Raw genomic sequence first — 15,564 nt, 5'->3', positions numbered from 1 at the left:
CGGTTCGACCGCCCTTTTTTGTTGGGAGAATGTCAAACGTGATTGATTGTGACGCAAGGCTGGAGCAAGGAGTTGCCGCTCACCGGGACGGCAATCTGCAAGCGGCACTCGCTGCCTACAAGGAAGTACTGACCGCCGATCCCGACCACGCCGACGGGCTGCATTTTCTCGGCCTATTACACTTCGATGCCGGCAAGACCGACAACGCCGTCCTGCTGATCCGCGAGTCCCTGGACAGGAACCCGCGGAACGCTTCCGCCTACAACAATCTCGGCAATATCCTGAAACTCGCCGACAAACCGGACGAGGCACTCGAAGCCTATGTGCGGGCAGTCGAGATCGAACCGCGCCACGAACAGGCCTGGAGCAACATCAATGTCATGATGGAGGGCGCGACCAACAACGACGACCTCCTGCCGATCCTCACCGAAATCGTCCGCCTGGATCCCGACAACCCCAATGCCTGGCACAATTACGGCCTGTCGCTGATGCTGGCGGGTCATAAGGAAAAAGCCGCCGATGCGCTGGAACGGTGCCTGGAGTTCGGTGCCGAAGTCTGGACGGACCCCATCTGGCACGCAAGGGTGCTTTGCGCCCTTGGACGAAGGGAACGCGCTGTCGAACATCTGGAGGGCATCGTTTCGGCGGACCCGGACAACACCGTCGCGCGCTATCAGCTCGCCGCCGTGCGCGGTGACAATCTGGACCAGGCGCCGGAAGACTACGTCAAAACCCATTTCGACAGTTTCTCGGACAGTTTCGACGAGGTTCTGAAAAATCTCGGTTACCGCGCGCCTGAGCTGGTCGCCGAAGAAGTGATCGCCCTCGGCAGGGAAAACGGCACCCTGTTTCCCGATGTGGTCGACCTGGGATGCGGGACAGGCCTGTGCGGCCCGCTCATGCGTGAACAATGCGGCAAGCTGACCGGCATCGATCTTTCGCCCGGCATGCTGCGCAAGGCCGCTGCCCTGGAGGTCTATGATTTTCTGGTGGAAGGGGAACTGGTCGCGTTCCTCAATTCCGAATTGCCGACCCGGTTCGACCTGGCCGTTTGCGTCGATACGCTGTGCTATCTGGGCGATCTGCAGCCCTTCATGAGCGCACTTTACGCCGCTCTCAAACCCGGCGGATTGCTGATTGCCAGCGTGGAGCATCTTGCCGATCCGGCCGGCCCCGACTACCGGGTCGATCCGACGGGACGTTACGCGCATTTGCCCGCCTATCTGAGGCGCAGCGCCGAAGCGGCGGGCTTGTCCTATCTCAGCGAAAAACAGGTGGTCCTGCGTCATGAACTGGGAAAAGAGGTCCATGGCCTCATTTTCCACCTGCACAAGCCTGACTCCATTCTGGTTGCTTAGGCTGACGGGGCAAGATCCCAAATTTATCCGCTGGACCGGCATTAGACGGTTGTGCCGAAGCGTAATATTGCTACGGTGTCGCCATTAGTGGACGGATGGTCCGTCCGGAGGGAAACTGCATGCCTAACTGCAATGTTTTATTGGTTTACCCGCGTTTTAACGCCGGTTCCTTCTGGAACTACGGGGCGACCTGCGAACTTGTAGGCGCAAAATATCCCGCCCCGCCGCTCGGACTGATCACCGTCGCGGCGATGCTGCCGGAAAGCTGGAATGTCAGACTGGTCGATCGCAATACCGGCACCTTCAGCGACGAGGATCTCGCCTGGGCCGACATGATCATGACCGGAGGCATGCTGCCGCAGCAGGCCGATTGCCTTGCCATCATCAAGAGGGCACAGGCCAACAACGTACCCGTCGCGGTCGGCGGACCGGACGCGACTTCATCTCCTGAAGTATACGAGGCCGCGGATTTTCTCGTCCTGGGAGAAGCCGAAGGCATCCTCAGCACATTTGTGGAGGCGTGGAACGAAGGCGCCCGCACCGGCCGGTTCACCGCGGAAAAATTCAAGGCGGACGTGACCTCCAGCCCGATCCCGCGTTTCGACCTCCTGAAATTCGAGGACTATGTCCAGATCGGTGTCCAGTATTCGCGCGGCTGCCCGTTCACCTGCGAATTCTGCGACATTATCGAGCTTTACGGCCGCGTGCCGCGGACCAAGACCAACAAGCAGATGCTGGCGGAACTCGACAGGCTGCATGAGCTTGGCTATCGCGGCCATGTCGATTTCGTCGATGACAACCTGATCGGCAACAAACGCGCGGTCAAAGGCTTCCTGCCGGACCTTGCGGATTGGCAGAAAGCGAGAAACCATCCGTTCGAAATGTCGACGGAAGCCTCGCTCAATCTGGCCGATGACAAAGCACTCCTGACGATGATGCAAAAGGCCGGGTTCTTCTCGGTGTTCATCGGCATCGAGAGCCCGGACCCAGAAGTGCTGATCGCGACCCGCAAAAAGCAGAACACCCGCCGCGATATCGCCAAGAGCGTGCACCAGATCTACGATGCGGGGATTTTCGTGCTCGCCGGGTTCATCGTCGGTTTCGATGAGGAAAACGACAGGGTCGCGGAAGAGATTTCGGCCCTGATCGAGGAGGCCGCCATTCCTGTCGCGATGACGGGCCTGCTCTACGCCCTGCCAAACACGCAGCTCACGCGGCGGCTCGCCAAGGAAGGCCGCCTGCACGCGGACTTCGCCACCGATGACCCGGATACGGAGCACGGCGACCAGTGCACGGCAGGCCTCAACTTCACGACAATACGACCGCGCGAACAGATCCTGGCCGATTTCAAGTCCGTCATCGAGCGGGTCTACGGACCGGAAGCCTATTTCGGCAGGGTCCAGAAGGTCGCGGGCATGCTCAACATGAGCGGTGCCAACGGGTCTATTTTCGGCGCGGGATTCTTCCATGACATCAGGATGTTCGGCCGGCTGATCTTTGCGATGACCTTCACGGAAACGACCTATCGCCTGCCTTTCTGGAAAACCCTGATCAAGACCGCCTTCACCAATTTCCGGGCAATCAAGCCGGTAATGATGATGCTGGCGCTTTACGTCCATCTCGGACCGTTCTCGCGGTTCGTCACCGCGCAGATCGACAAGCAGATCGCGGAGATCGAAAAAGGTCACTGGGAGCAGCCGGCCGTGGTTGCCGCCGAATAACACAGGCTTCGGGCGAAGCACCGATCCATTTTGGCGGGAAGACAAGGTGCGGTCCCCACTTTCCAAACGCAGCGCGCTCGCATTCATTCTGGTCACGCTGACCATCAACTCGATGGGCATCGGATTGATGATGCCGGTCATGCCGTCGCTTCTGAGGGAACTGACGACCCTGCCAGTGAGCGATGCGGCCCGCTGGGGCGGGGCCTTGAGCGTGGTCTATGCGCTGATGCAGTTCGCCTGCGGCCCTCTCCTCGGCAACCTGTCCGACCGGTTTGGCCGCCGTCCTGTCCTGCTGGTCTCCATGTTCACCATGGCCGTGGACTATCTGATCATGGCGATGTCCTGGCGTCTTGCTGTGCTGTTTGCCGGACGGACCCTTTCAGGTGTTTCCGGCGCAACCTATTCCGCGGCGTCCGCCTATATCGCGGACGTCTCGCCGAAGAACGAGCGCGCCAGGAATTTCGGACTGGTCGGCGCCGCCTTCGGTATCGGGTTCGTGTTCGGTCCGATTGTCGGCGGCTTTTTAGGGGAATACGGCCCGCGTGCGCCGTTCTACGCGGCCGCGGCGTTGTCGCTGGTCAATTTCGTGTTCGGCTACTTCATGCTGCCCGAAACGCTCAACGACAAGAACCGGCGGAAATTCGAGTGGAAACGGGCGAACCCCTTCGGCGCCCTGAAGCAGATCGGGGCCTATCCCGCGGTCCGTACGCTGCTTCTGGCGGTCTTCCTGTTCGACATCGCCCATTACGTTTATCCCGCCGTTTGGAGCTATTACGTGGAGGAAGTCTTCGCCTGGAGCCCGGCCGACATCGGCATGTCGCTTGCGTTTGTCGGGATCGGCTTCGCATTCGTGCAAGGCTATCTGATCCGGGTCCTGGAACCGAAACTCGGCACCGGCCGCACGCTTTTGCTGGGGCTCTGCGCCAACCTTCTGGCTTTTGCCGGTCTCGCGATGGCCGATGAGGGATGGATGGTCTACGCGCTGGTTTCCTTCGCCGCCCTGGGCGCGCTGGCGACACCCGCATTCACCGCGTTGATGTCCAACCGCGTCCCGGACAACGCCCAGGGCGAGCTTCAGGGACTGATCGCCAGTGCCGCCGGGCTGTCCATGGTGCTCAGTCCCTTCGTGATGACACAGACCTTCGCCTATTTCTCCGGGCCGGACGCGGCGATTGTCTTCCCCGGCGCTCCCTTTGCCCTGGCGGGTCTGCTGATCCTGGCTTCCATGCTGATCGCGCTTCCCTTCATGCGCTTTCAGGAAAAAACACCTGCAGAGTGATTTGATGTCCATGCCTCCGCCTCCTCTTCTCGACGGTCCCCGTCTGACGCCTGTCTCCGGCGGGCCTGCCCGGCAGCTTGTTGTCATCCTGCACGGGTACGGCGCTGACGGCGCGGACCTGATCGATTTAGGCCGCGCCTGGCAGGGCCAGCTTCCCGATGCCGCCTTCATCGCCCCGAACGCGCCCGAGCTCCTGCCCTTCGAAGCCTTCGGCGGCCGCCAGTGGTTTGCGCTGAGCGAACGCTCCCCGGCGGAATACCGGATCGGCGCGGAAGCCGCCCAGCCGGTTCTCGACCGGTTTCTGGATGCCGAACTGAAAGCACTTTCCCTGGACGGCAGCGCGCTGGCCCTTGTGGGGTTCAGCCAGGGTGCCATGATGACGTTCCAGTGCGGTCTCCGCCGAAGGACCGCTCCGGCCACTCTTGTTGGCTTTTCCGGACTTCTACCCGGAGTGGATCGTCTGAGGGGCATCAATACCCAAAGCCCGGTCCTGATCGTTCACGGAACGGATGACGACGTGGTGCCCTGCCACCACGCCGAAGCCGCGCACAAGGCGCTCGGCAGTGCGGGCGTTGCCGCGACGCTTCATGAGCTCAGCGGTCTCGGCCACGGGATCGACGAACGCGGCATGGTGCTCGGGGGACGCTTTCTGGAGAAAAGCTTTTCGGCCCATTCCTGATCCGGACCCTGGATACGGAGCATGCCAGACGAACGAACCAGAGCATTAGTTAATGGCCTGTTAAGTTTTTTGCATAATGGTGAAAGGGTCTTTTTGCCGGGCCGGACGGGTCCGAATTCGCCAGGATCCGAGCGTCATGCAGATTTCAATCGAAACCACCACCCAGAGCTCCAGCCTGTTTATGGCTTCCTATTCAAATGGCGGGTCCGGTAATGCCAAGGGTCAGGGCGGGGACAAGGCGCCCGTGGTCAGCGCTCTTGAAGCTGCCAGCAAGAAGGCCGAAGAAGACGCCGTGGTGATCGCGGCGCTTCAGGATGCGGTGGAAAAGGGCAAGGCCGAACAAAACGGCGACGAGGACGACAAGGACGGTGCCCTTGCGACGGTCGAGGACTATCAGAACACCGCGGGCAAGCTGAAAGCCGCGCTCGGGGAAGACGATGGCGGCGCGTCCCCCTCCATCACCTATGAAAGCGCGACGATCTCCACAACGACAATTGAAGCCGAAGTCGGCGGCGAGACGCTCACCGCGCAATTCGTCTCCTACGAGCGCGTGTCATACGACAGCGCAACCGGCCTCTCGGCCCGCTCGGCAAACGCCTCGGCCATCGAAGGCCAATTCGATGGTGGCTCCTTCAACTATCAGAGCGCTTCCGTCAGCGAGCTTTACGCCGGCAGCGGCGATCAGGTGTCCAACTTGACCGGACTTTTTGCCTGAGGCAGGTTTCCGGAACAGGACATCGCATCGAATCCTCCGGGGGCACCAAGAACACCTTGAAGTACGGGCCGCGAATTCCGAAATTCGCCGCCCGTCTCCCGCTCCATCGCTGAAGACTCTTCAGCACAAAGATGCTGTCGGGCTCAGGCCTTCTTCAGATACGCCACCAGAATGTCGAGGGCTGCCTGCAGGTCGGCCTTGTGGATCATCTCGGTCACCGTGTGGATGTAGCGGGTGCCGACCACGATGCCGATCGCCTTGGCACCGGCCGCCGCCTGCTGGGCCGCCGCGCCGTCCTGGCCGCCGGCCGCCAGCATGGTGCGCTGAAACGGGATCTTTTCCTTTTCGGCCAGCGCCTCGAACTGTTTCACCAGTTCCCTGTCGGCGATGAAGCTGGAATCCTTGACGTGGAGACCGAAGCCGTCCCCCTGCACCGTGGTGCGGTCCTGATCGGGCACGCCGGGCGTGTCGCAGGCCAGTGTCGTGTCGATGCCGAGGCCGATATCCGGCTTGATGGCGAAAGACGCCGTGCGCGCGCCGCGCAGACCGACTTCCTCCTGGCAGGTGAAGGCGACATGGATTTCCGAGGCATGTTTCGTCTTGCCGATGCCCTTGAGCGCCTCGATGCCGAGCCAGCAGGCGATGCGGTTGTCGAGCGCCTTGGAGACCACCTTGTCGCCGATTTCGATCAGCGGCTCGTCCATGGTGACCATGTCACCGACCTTGACGATTTCCTTGGCTTTCTCGCCCATGCCGAGATCGACCACGAAGTCCTTCGGTTCCGGGATATTCTTGCGCTCTTCCGGTGAGGAAATATGGATAGGCTTGCCGCCGGGGTTCATGACGCCCTTGAAGTCGCCTTCGTCCGTCGACACAAGCACGCGGCGCGAGAAGAGATTGCGCGCGTCGAAGCCGCCTACCGGCTGCACATGAACGTAACCCTTGTCCGTCACATGGGAGACCAGGAAGCCGATTTCGTCCATATGGCACAGCAGCATCACTTTTTGCGGCGCGCCTTTCTTGGGGGCCTTGCGGCTGTCGCGGCGGCAAAGCAGCGAGCCCATCGGGTCAACGGTGATCTCGTCGAACAGACCCTTGATTTCTGCCTGGATCAATTCGCGGACCCGGTGCTCGTGACCCGGTACGCCGGGGGTTTCGCAAAGACGGCGGAGGAGATCGATATTCATGGAACTTCCTGCTGAAGGTTGTAAATTCCGGCCGATCCTATTCTGAATTCGGCTTCGGGACAAAGAGTGAAGACGCAGGACATCGGTATCCGTTCCCGATTGGCGGAAAAACAGCAAATTTGCCTGATCCGGTTAACCCCCTGCTCGCCGATTTTTCAATAAACCGACCGTAGTTTTGCGCTTTGCCATTGCCGCGTCGCAATTGCGGGCAAACAATCAGGGAAAGATAAAAATGTTTCCGTTGCTGCCGCAAGAGGCGCAGCCCTTCCTTTTTGACCACCCGGGGACAAGAGATGGCCCAGAAAAAACGATTCATTCTTTCCATTGACGGCGGCGGCATGCGCGGCCTGATACCATTGCGCGTGCTCGAGGCCCTGGAGAGCCGGCTGATCCATCGCGGCATCGCGGCACCGATGCACAAGGTTTTCGATCTGATGGCCGGGACCTCCACCGGCGGCCTGATCGCCGCAGGCCTTTGCGCACCGCGCCCCGGCAGTTCGGCCGGTGAGGCCGCCGCGACGATTTCCGAACTCAGATGTTTCTTCGAGCGCGAGGCGCGGGAGATCTTTACCCATTCGATCAGCGCGCGGCTGGCGCGCGCGGTGACCAGACCGCTCGGCCTCTTCGATGAAACCTACGACGCCCGCCCGCTGGAAAAGCTGCTGAAGGAACGCTTCGGCTGGACGTCCATGGCGAGCGGCCTCACCAGGCTGGTGCTGACCGCCTATGATATCGAGCAGCGGCGCACTGTCTTCATGACCAACGGGCTGGAGGAAAACGGCAGCCGGCCGGATGACTATTATTTCTGGCAGGCCGTGCGCGCGACGACCGCCACGCCCTCCTATTTCGAGCCGGCCAGGGTCGAGAACCTGGCGCGCAAACGCGAGGAAGCGCTCGTCGGCGGCGATGTCTTCATGAACGATCCGGCGATCGCCGCCTATCTGGAGGCACGCAAGATCGGCTGGGACGCGGACGAGATCGTCATTCTGTCGCTTGGCAGCGGCCGGGCGGCGGAACGGTCGTTCCCCTTCAAGGACGCCGTCGGCTGGGGCGCTCTCGGCTGGATGCAGCCTTCCAGGGGCGCGCCCATCCTGTCGATCCTCTCGGACGGACAATCGCAGACGGCCTCCTATCAGGCGCGTCACCTGTTCGGCGAGCTGCCAAATGTAACCTATCACCGTCTTGACGCCGCCCTGCCGCCGGAAGCCGAAGCCATGGATAATGCCAGGCCCGGCAACATCATCGCTCTCAACGGTGCCGCCGACCGGGTGATCCGTGACAACACGGTTCTTCTGGATGAAATCGCGGAGTTGATGAAAACCCACCTCACGGCCCGGGAATCGGATGCGAAGCCGCCCGAATTGGTGCATGCTGCGTAATACCATCTGCAATCTGCGAAGCACGAGGTTCCAAGGTGACCATGCGCAATCCGGCAGCGCGGAAAACAGCATCGAGAAACTGGAAACATCCGTTCGCGGGATCGGCAGGACTGATTGCCGCCCTTGTGACGGTGGCGGCTATGGCACCGGATGCCGGTGCGGTCACGCCTGTGCCCGCTGCCAAGCCCGCAAGCCGGGGTGACATTGTCATCGAAGAGTTCGCGCCCAGCGTGCAGCTTGTCGCCGGCATCCCGGTGCCGGTGAAAAAACGCGACGTCCCGGAAGGCTATGTCGCGAGCAAACCCGAACTCGTGCTTTATTCCCAGCTTCCGGCCAAAGACTATTTCGGTGCGGCGAACGGCCCCGCGCCCTTGAAGTCCCGGTCCATCGGCTCCTATGCCAAGGGCTGCCTCGCGGGTGGCGCGGCCCTGCCGAAGGACGGTCCGACCTGGCAGGTCATGCGGCTGTCGCGCAACCGCAACTGGGGTCATCCGGAGCTGATCGACTACCTGGAAGACCTTGCGAAGGATGCGCCCAAGGTCGGCTGGAACGGACTTCTGGTCGGCGATCTGGCGCAGCCGCGCGGTGGACCGATGACCTCCGGCCATGCCAGCCACCAGATCGGACTGGATGCCGATATCTGGCTGACGCAAATGCCGGGCCGGCGCCTCAGCGGGCAGGAACGCGAGGAGGTCTCGGCGATTTCCATGCTGATCGGCCCGCTGGACGTGAAAAATGCGGACCGGCGGGTGGACCCGAGGAAATGGACCGATACCCACGCCAGATTGATCCGCCGCGCGGCATCGGACAAACGTGTGGCCCGGATCTTCGTCAATCCGACAATCAAGAAGGCGCTCTGCGATTTCGAGAAAAGCCGCGACCGCGCCTGGCTGGCCAAGATACGGCCATGGTGGGGCCATCACTACCATTTCCATGTCCGGCTTTCCTGTCCGGCCGGAAGTGTCGGCTGCAAAAACCAGAACCCGCCGCCGCCCGGAGACGGCTGCGGCGCCAATCTGACCTACTGGCTGTCGGACGAACCCTGGGTGCCGAAAAATCCGCCCAAGCCGGGTGAAAAGCCGAAAGTGGTCAAGAAACGGCCCATGGCCCTGGCCGCGCTGCCGCGGGATTGCCGGTCGGTTCTGACGGCGAACTGACGAAAACCAGCGAAAACGCGCTGTTTTTATGGAAATCGCCTGTTTCCGGTGTGACTGATGTCACTTCCCTTTTTTTATTCACGCAACCTGGCCTTGAGACCTCTGGATCTTCTCGCGGGATCGGACAACATTCGCGGCGCGCTGCCTTATTTCGCACGCCGGATCGAGATCCGTATCGTTTGAACCAGATTGGAATTTCATATGACGAGGACACCCGGAATACTTCCCCATCGATCGGAGCAGATGTTCCTCACCGATGGCGGCATGGAGACGAGCCTGATTTTTCTTGACGGCATCGAGCTTCCTCACTTTGCATCCTTCACACTCCTGAGCACCCCGGGCGGACGGGAGCGACTCAAGGATTACTATCGCCCCTATGCGAAAACAGCCGTTACCAGTGGTGCCGGATTCATTCTCGAAAGTCCTACCTGGCGCGCCAATCCAGATTGGGCGGAAAGGCTCGGTTATTCGGCAAGCGCGCTGGATGCCGCCAACAGGAAAGCGATCGAGACACTGTGCGAGCTGGCTGACGAATACCGGACCGAAGCCAGCCCCTTCGTGGTCAGTGGCTGCATCGGTCCGCGCGGTGACGGCTATGTTGCCGGTGAACTCATGAGCGCGACGGATGCCAAAGATTATCATGCGCGCCAGATCGCCGTTTTCAAAGAAAGCGGTGCGGACCTGGTATCCGCAATCACGATGACAAACGTGCCGGAAGCGACCGGGATTGCGCTTGCCGCCAGGGCTACCGGGATACCGTGCGTGATTTCCTTCACGGTCGAAACCGACGGCCGCCTGCCTTCCGGCGAGTACCTCGGCGACGCGATCGATGCCGTGGATGCCGCGAGTGGCAATTCCGTCGCCTACTACATGGTCAACTGCGCGCACCCGGTTCATTTCAGTGAGGTTCTGGAACAGGGCGGTGCATGGGTGAAACGCATATGCGGCATCCGTGCGAACGCTTCCCGGATGAGCCACGAGGAGCTGGACGCGGCAGAGGAACTGGACATCGGCGATCCGCAGGACCTGGCGATGCGCTACAGCCATATCCTGGACCATATGCCCTGGGTCCGCGTGCTCGGCGGCTGCTGCGGTACGGATCACCGGCACATTGCCGCGATCAGCGGAACCTGCTGCGGCAATCGCGCCGCTGCATGACCCCGGAGCCCGGCCCGTCTTCGGGCCGGGTCTTCAAACTGTTGACACCCCCTCGGCTTTGTCATTCCGGACAAGCGCAGCGAGGCTGCGCGCAGATCCGGAACCCAGCGCATAAGGGCGAGCGGGAGCGAGCGCCGAACCAAAATAATATCTTGCAATTATTCATTTAAAGCGCGCCTACGGCGCAGAATACGTCTGGATTCCGGATCGGCGTTCGACTTGCGTCTCACTTGTCCAGAATGACGAAATTAGGTTTGTCAGCAGTCTGGTCTTGCCTGCCCCTTCCCGGCCGGGCCTTCCACAAACCGGGAAACTCCGTTTCATCCGCTCATTTTTTAGGTGCAGGCATCCCCGCGTTGAGAACGAGGGTCATCAGCACCAGATCCAGCCAGCGGCCGAATTTTGTGCCGGCTTGCGGCAAACGGCCGGTGACTTCGAAACCCAGTTTTTCATGCAGGGCGATGGAAGCCGCGTTTTCCCCGTCGATGACACCGAGCAGCAGATGGAGGCCTTTCGCGCCGGCGATATCGATCAGCTGAGAGAGCAAGGCGAAGGCAACGCCCTGACGCTGGGCCTTCGGGTCGACATAGACCGTGTGTTCCGCCGTGAACCGATAGCCTTCGCGGGGACGAAACGGGCCGAAGCTGGCAAATGCAAGAACCTCGCCCTTGTCATTCTCGGCGACCAGCACCGGCAGCCCCTCCTTCTTCCGGCCTTCGAACCACGTCAACCTGTCGTCGAGGGTCTCCTCCCGGTTCGTCCAGGCGGCCGTGGTTTCCCGAATCGCGCGGTTATAAATGGCCAGAATGGCTGGAATGTCCTTCGGGGCGGCATCACGGACGTTCATGAACTCTTCCTAGTTAATTTTATCAATTTACCGCTAACACACCTTTCCGGTCGCTTTAATAGCGGTCAACGTAAAAAGATGGGAACCGGGCCCAGCGCTATCGTGGTGCTTTTGCTCCCTGACCCCGGCTAACCGGCGGCCAGCGCCTCGCCCCCGTTCGAATAGCCATATTTTGCTTCAAAACCAGCCGATTTCGGCCTCCGGCGCGCGCAATTCACTGGTCGAAATCAAAAAGCGGTGGTAAACGGGCGGCCATGACGACGAAGACACTTTCCAACATCCGCAATTTTTCCATCGTGGCCCATATCGATCACGGCAAGTCGACGCTGGCTGACCGGCTGATCCAGATGACCGGGACGATGACCGACCGCGAAATGACCGCACAGGTTCTCGATTCGATGGATATCGAGCGCGAACGCGGCATCACGATCAAGGCCCAGACCGTGCGGCTGATCTACACCGCCAAGGACGGTCAGCAATATACGCTGAACCTGATCGACACGCCGGGCCATGTCGACTTCGCCTACGAGGTCTCCCGCTCGCTTGCGGCCTGCGAAGGCTCGCTGCTGGTGGTCGACGCCTCGCAGGGCGTGGAAGCCCAGACGCTGGCCAATGTGTACCAGGCCATCGACAACAATCACGAGATCGTCACGGTCCTCAACAAGATCGACCTGCCCGCGGCCGAACCGGAGCGGATCAAGGAACAGATCGAGGACGTGATCGGCATCGATGCCTCCGAGGCCTGCATGATCTCCGCCAAGACCGGCCTCGGCGTCGAGGACGTCCTGGAAGCGATCGTCCACAAGCTGCCGGCGCCGAAGGGCGACCCGGACGACACGCTGAAGGCGATGCTGGTCGACAGCTGGTACGACACCTATCTCGGCGTCATGGTTCTGGTGCGCGTCATCAACGGCTCCCTGAAGAAGGGCCAGAAGATCAAGATGATGAGAACCGGCGCCGCCTATGACGTCGACCGTGTCGGCGTCATGACCCCCAAATTCCTGCAGGTGGACGAGTTGCATGCCGGAGAAATCGGCGTGATCACCGGCTCGATCAAGGAAGTGGCCGACACCCGTGTCGGCGATACCATCACGCTGGAGAAAAAGCCCTGCGCCGAGGCGCTGCCGGGCTTCAAGCCGGCCCAGCCGGTGGTGTTCTGCGGCCTGTTTCCGGTCGATGCCAACGACTTTGACGACCTGCGCGCCGCCATGGGCAAGCTGCGTCTCAACGATGCCAGTTTCTCCTTCGAAATGGAGACTTCCGCGGCGCTCGGCTTCGGATTCCGTTGCGGCTTCCTGGGTCTCCTGCACCTGGAAATCATCCAGGAACGGCTTTACCGCGAATTCGACCTCGATCTGATCGCCACCGCGCCGTCCGTCGTCTATCAGATGTCGCTGACGGACGGATCGGACATCGACCTGCACAACCCGGCGGACATGCCGGACGTGGTCAAGATCACCGAGATCCGCGAACCGTGGATCCGGGCGACGATCATGACGCCGGACGACTATCTGGGCGGCATCCTCAAGCTTTGCCAGGAGCGCCGCGGTGTCCAGGTGGACCTCTCCTATGTCGGCTCGCGCGCCCTGGTGGCCTATGACCTGCCGCTCAACGAGGTGGTCTTCGACTTCTACGACCGGCTGAAATCGATCTCCAAGGGCTACGCCTCCTTCGACTACCAGATCTCCGACTACCGGGCGGGCGACCTGGTCAGGATGTCGATCCTGGTGAATGACGAACCGGTGGACGCGCTCTCCATGCTCGTGCACCGCAGCCAGGCGGATCGCCGTGGCCGCGCCATGTGCGAGAAGCTGAAAGAGCTGATCCCGAGGCACATGTTCAAGATCCCGATCCAGGCCGCCATCGGCGGACGGGTCATCGCCCGCGAAACCATTTCTGCCCTGCGCAAGGACGTGACCGCCAAATGCTACGGCGGCGACGCCACGCGTAAACGAAAACTGCTGGAAAAGCAGAAGGCCGGCAAGAAGAAGATGCGCCAGTTCGGCAAGGTCGAAATCCCTCAGGAAGCCTTTATCCAGGCATTGAAGATGGATGAGTGAGAAGCGGTCGGGCTTTGCCCGACGTGAAGGTCCAGTGGACCTTCGCGAGCTCCGAACGCACGCGAGTGTAAGGTGCGTAGCACCGTCGAGCGGGCAAATGCGGTCGGGCTTTGCCCGACGTGAAGGTCCAGTGGACCTTCGCGAGCTTCGAACGCACGCGAGTGTAAGGTGCGTAGCACCGTCGAGCGGGCAAATGCGGTCGGGCTTTGCCCGACGTGAAGGTCCAGAGGACCTTCGCGAGCTCCGGACGCACGCGAGTGTAAGGCGCGAAGCGCCGTCGAGTTGGCTGACATCGGCTATTGCATTGGGCCTGTAGGGCTTACGGACGACAAAGTAAGGAAATACCATGGAGCAGACTCTCCGTGAACGCGCCGGCAACGCCTGCGAACTCTGCGGCTCCACACAGGCGCCGGCAATGCTGGAAGTCGGTCCGCAGGCGGACGGCAGCGCGGATATGGCGATCCTCGCCTGCACCGATTGTACGGATCAGATCTCCGGTACGAAGGACATCGACCCGACCCACTGGCATTGCCTGAACGAAACCGCGTGGAGCCAGGTTCCGCCGGTGCAGGTCACCGCGTACCGTGTGCTCGCCAGAATGCCGGACGAGAGCTGGGCCCGGGATCTGCTGGACATGCTTTACCTGGAGGACGAGGTTCTTGCCTGGGCAAAGGCCGGCCTCCAGACCGCCGACATTGGCGAAGACACCGGTGTGGTGCACAAGGATACCCATGGCGCCGTCCTTTCGTCCGGCGATACCGTGACCCTGATCAAGGACCTGAAGGTCAAGGGTGCCGGCTTCACGGCCAAGCGCGGCACGGCCGTGCGCAATATCGCCCTTGTTGCCGACAACCCGTCACATATTGAAGGCCGGGTGAACGACCAGCGGATCGTCATCCTGACGGAATTCGTGAAGAAGTCCTGAGCCGGACGTTCCGGTTTCAGTCCACCGGCACCATCTGCCCTGTCGCGGCACCTTCAATGCATTTGGCATAAGCGAGACCGACACGGCGTGAAGAGACGGGATCATGGCCGGGAAAGATGGCGCCGTATCTTTCCGCTGATACCTGAAGCAGGCCGGGGCTGACCACGTTGATGCGCAGGCCGCGCGGCATATCGATGGCCGCCGCCTTGACGAAACCGGCAAGCGCGCCGTTGGCGGTCGCTGATCCGGAACCCTCCCGGACAGGCTCCCGGTCGAGGATACCGCTCGTCAGGGTGAACGATCCGCCATTCGTCAGCACGTTCAATCCGGCCAGCACCAGATTGATCTGTGTGAGAACCTTGTTCTTCAGCCCGAACAGATATTTTTCTCCGGTCATTTCGGCAAGCCGGCCAAATTCGACTTCCCCCGCGGCGCAGACGACAGCGTCCACCGACCCGGCGGTCCGGTACATCGCCTCGATGCTTGCCCGATCCGCCAGATCGACACGGATATCCCCGGAAGAGCGTCCGGCGGTGATGATGTCATGCCGGGGAGCCAGTTCGGCGCAGACCGCCTGACCGATCGCTCCCGCGGCGCCGACTACGATAATTTTCATGATTGTTTTCCCTCGATCCTGTCATACGCCGCAAGCTTGTAAGCGAGTACCTCCTCGCATCTGACGAGGTCGGCCCTGCGTTCCCGCAGGCGCTGTTCATGTTTCAAAAGCAGATTTCTGCGCTGCGGAACGGTTGCCTCTCCCTGCCGGTAAAACAATGCGAACCGCTGCATTTCCTTCATCGGCATGCCGGTCTTGCGGAGCCAGTAAAGCAGGGTGAGCCACTCGATGTTTTCAGGCGAAAAGCGGCGCAATCCTTCCGGACCTCTCTCAATCGGAGGAACGATTCCCGATTTCTCGTAAAACCGGATGGTGTCGGCGCTCAGGCCGCTTTTCGTGGAGGCTTCAGAAATTCGCATTGGCCCTCGCTCGCATGTCGTGGTTACGACCCTACAGGTCTGGAGTCACTCCAAGTCAAGGCCTGCAAACAGAAACGGCGCCGGGGACGCCGGCGCCGTTTTCTGATTTTACCAATTCCACCCG

At 61.1% G+C, this 15,564-nt stretch carries 15 protein-coding genes; 11 read left to right on the top strand and 4 right to left on the bottom strand.

From position 1 onward, the window contains the following. Nucleotides 1-38: 38 nt before the first annotated feature. The 5 genes from CLV41_RS04215 to CLV41_RS04195 all read left to right on the top strand — a co-directional run bounded on the left by CLV41_RS04215 (nt 39) and on the right by CLV41_RS04195 (nt 5,752). Nucleotides 39-1,358, top strand: a complete 1,320-nt coding sequence (locus tag CLV41_RS04215; RefSeq protein WP_170107109.1) for a tetratricopeptide repeat protein — start codon at nt 39-41, stop codon at nt 1,356-1,358. 119 nt (nt 1,359-1,477) lie between these two features. Then, nucleotides 1,478-3,079, top strand: a complete 1,602-nt coding sequence (locus tag CLV41_RS04210) for a B12-binding domain-containing radical SAM protein (protein WP_103220973.1) — start codon at nt 1,478-1,480, stop codon at nt 3,077-3,079. Nucleotides 3,080-3,125: 46 nt separating this feature from the next. Beyond that, complete coding sequence (locus CLV41_RS04205) at nt 3,126-4,358, top strand: TCR/Tet family MFS transporter (RefSeq protein WP_103220972.1); 1,233 nt, start codon at nt 3,126-3,128, stop codon at nt 4,356-4,358. A 4-nt stretch (nt 4,359-4,362) separates the two neighbouring features. Next, nucleotides 4,363-5,037 (top strand): alpha/beta hydrolase, encoded by a 675-nt coding sequence (locus CLV41_RS04200; protein ID WP_103220971.1) that lies wholly within the window; start codon nt 4,363-4,365, stop codon nt 5,035-5,037. A gap of 136 nt (nt 5,038-5,173) precedes the next feature. Continuing rightward, complete coding sequence (locus CLV41_RS04195) at nt 5,174-5,752, top strand: hypothetical protein (protein ID WP_103220970.1); 579 nt, start codon at nt 5,174-5,176, stop codon at nt 5,750-5,752. A 143-nt stretch (nt 5,753-5,895) separates the two neighbouring features. On the opposite strand, the gene CLV41_RS04190 is transcribed toward CLV41_RS04195, so the two are convergent. Continuing rightward, entirely contained in the window at nt 5,896-6,939 is a 1,044-nt protein-coding gene (locus tag CLV41_RS04190; protein WP_103220969.1) for a M42 family metallopeptidase, read from the bottom strand. 293 nt (nt 6,940-7,232) lie between these two features. On the opposite strand from CLV41_RS04190, the gene CLV41_RS04185 reads away from it, so the two are divergent. The 4 genes from CLV41_RS04185 to CLV41_RS04175 all read left to right on the top strand — a co-directional run bounded on the left by CLV41_RS04185 (nt 7,233) and on the right by CLV41_RS04175 (nt 10,633). Further along, nucleotides 7,233-8,318, top strand: a complete 1,086-nt coding sequence (locus CLV41_RS04185) for a patatin-like phospholipase family protein (RefSeq protein WP_103220968.1) — start codon at nt 7,233-7,235, stop codon at nt 8,316-8,318. Between the two features lie 140 nt (nt 8,319-8,458). Next, nucleotides 8,459-9,475: a penicillin-insensitive murein endopeptidase gene (gene mepA / locus CLV41_RS04180; RefSeq protein ID WP_103221529.1), complete on the top strand. Its 1,017-nt coding sequence runs from the start codon at nt 8,459-8,461 to the stop codon at nt 9,473-9,475. 57 nt (nt 9,476-9,532) lie between these two features. Continuing rightward, the gene (locus CLV41_RS28275) at nt 9,533-9,658 is read left to right on the top strand and encodes a hypothetical protein (protein ID WP_268952600.1); all 126 of its coding nucleotides are present in this window, start codon (nt 9,533-9,535) and stop codon (nt 9,656-9,658) included. An 18-nt stretch (nt 9,659-9,676) separates the two neighbouring features. After that, nucleotides 9,677-10,633, top strand: a complete 957-nt coding sequence (locus tag CLV41_RS04175) for a homocysteine S-methyltransferase family protein (protein WP_103221528.1) — start codon at nt 9,677-9,679, stop codon at nt 10,631-10,633. A gap of 328 nt (nt 10,634-10,961) precedes the next feature. On the opposite strand, the gene CLV41_RS04170 is transcribed toward CLV41_RS04175, so the two are convergent. After that, a complete protein-coding gene (locus CLV41_RS04170; RefSeq protein ID WP_103220967.1) occupies nt 10,962-11,480 on the bottom strand; it encodes a GNAT family N-acetyltransferase in 519 nt (172 codons plus the stop codon). A gap of 254 nt (nt 11,481-11,734) precedes the next feature. On the opposite strand from CLV41_RS04170, the gene lepA reads away from it, so the two are divergent. Continuing rightward, the gene (gene lepA, locus CLV41_RS04165) at nt 11,735-13,540 is read left to right on the top strand and encodes a translation elongation factor 4 (protein ID WP_103220966.1); all 1,806 of its coding nucleotides are present in this window, start codon (nt 11,735-11,737) and stop codon (nt 13,538-13,540) included. Between the two features lie 346 nt (nt 13,541-13,886). Next, nucleotides 13,887-14,465 carry a PhnA domain-containing protein gene (locus CLV41_RS28055; RefSeq protein ID WP_103220965.1) on the top strand — a complete coding sequence of 193 codons (579 nt, stop codon included), beginning with the start codon at nt 13,887-13,889 and terminating at the stop codon, nt 14,463-14,465. Nucleotides 14,466-14,481: 16 nt separating this feature from the next. On the opposite strand, the gene CLV41_RS04155 is transcribed toward CLV41_RS28055, so the two are convergent. Continuing rightward, the gene (locus CLV41_RS04155) at nt 14,482-15,081 is read right to left on the bottom strand and encodes a short chain dehydrogenase (RefSeq protein ID WP_103220964.1); all 600 of its coding nucleotides are present in this window, start codon (nt 15,079-15,081) and stop codon (nt 14,482-14,484) included. Further along, on the bottom strand, nt 15,078-15,440 hold the full coding sequence (locus tag CLV41_RS04150) for a MerR family transcriptional regulator (RefSeq protein ID WP_103220963.1): 363 nt from the start codon (nt 15,438-15,440) through the stop codon (nt 15,078-15,080). Before CLV41_RS04150 ends, CLV41_RS04155 begins: the two co-directional genes overlap by 4 nt. Nucleotides 15,441-15,564: the final 124 nt, after the last annotated feature.

Origin of the sequence: Roseibium marinum (genome assembly GCF_002906165.1) — a bacterium.
Lineage (GTDB): Bacteria > Pseudomonadota > Alphaproteobacteria > Rhizobiales > Stappiaceae > Roseibium > Roseibium marinum.
This window is presented reverse-complemented; position numbering and strand designations above follow the sequence as displayed.

What these genes read in the sequence shown, in the direction of transcription:
- CLV41_RS04175 (WP_103221528.1), top strand. Translation starts at nt 9,677, where the DNA reads ATGACGAGGACACCCGGAATACTTCCCCATCGATCGGAGCAGATGTTC.
- mepA (WP_103221529.1), top strand. Translation starts at nt 8,459, where the DNA reads ATGGCACCGGATGCCGGTGCGGTCACGCCTGTGCCCGCTGCCAAGCCC.
- CLV41_RS04190 (WP_103220969.1), bottom strand. Translation starts at nt 6,939, where the DNA reads ATGAATATCGATCTCCTCCGCCGTCTTTGCGAAACCCCCGGCGTACCG.
- CLV41_RS04195 (WP_103220970.1), top strand. Translation starts at nt 5,174, where the DNA reads ATGCAGATTTCAATCGAAACCACCACCCAGAGCTCCAGCCTGTTTATG.
- lepA (WP_103220966.1), top strand. Translation starts at nt 11,735, where the DNA reads ATGACGACGAAGACACTTTCCAACATCCGCAATTTTTCCATCGTGGCC.
- CLV41_RS04200 (WP_103220971.1), top strand. Translation starts at nt 4,363, where the DNA reads ATGTCCATGCCTCCGCCTCCTCTTCTCGACGGTCCCCGTCTGACGCCT.
- CLV41_RS04185 (WP_103220968.1), top strand. Translation starts at nt 7,233, where the DNA reads ATGGCCCAGAAAAAACGATTCATTCTTTCCATTGACGGCGGCGGCATG.
- CLV41_RS28055 (WP_103220965.1), top strand. Translation starts at nt 13,887, where the DNA reads ATGGAGCAGACTCTCCGTGAACGCGCCGGCAACGCCTGCGAACTCTGC.
- CLV41_RS28275 (WP_268952600.1), top strand. Translation starts at nt 9,533, where the DNA reads ATGTCACTTCCCTTTTTTTATTCACGCAACCTGGCCTTGAGACCTCTG.
- CLV41_RS04170 (WP_103220967.1), bottom strand. Translation starts at nt 11,480, where the DNA reads ATGAACGTCCGTGATGCCGCCCCGAAGGACATTCCAGCCATTCTGGCC.
- CLV41_RS04150 (WP_103220963.1), bottom strand. Translation starts at nt 15,440, where the DNA reads ATGCGAATTTCTGAAGCCTCCACGAAAAGCGGCCTGAGCGCCGACACC.
- CLV41_RS04210 (WP_103220973.1), top strand. Translation starts at nt 1,478, where the DNA reads ATGCCTAACTGCAATGTTTTATTGGTTTACCCGCGTTTTAACGCCGGT.
- CLV41_RS04155 (WP_103220964.1), bottom strand. Translation starts at nt 15,081, where the DNA reads ATGAAAATTATCGTAGTCGGCGCCGCGGGAGCGATCGGTCAGGCGGTC.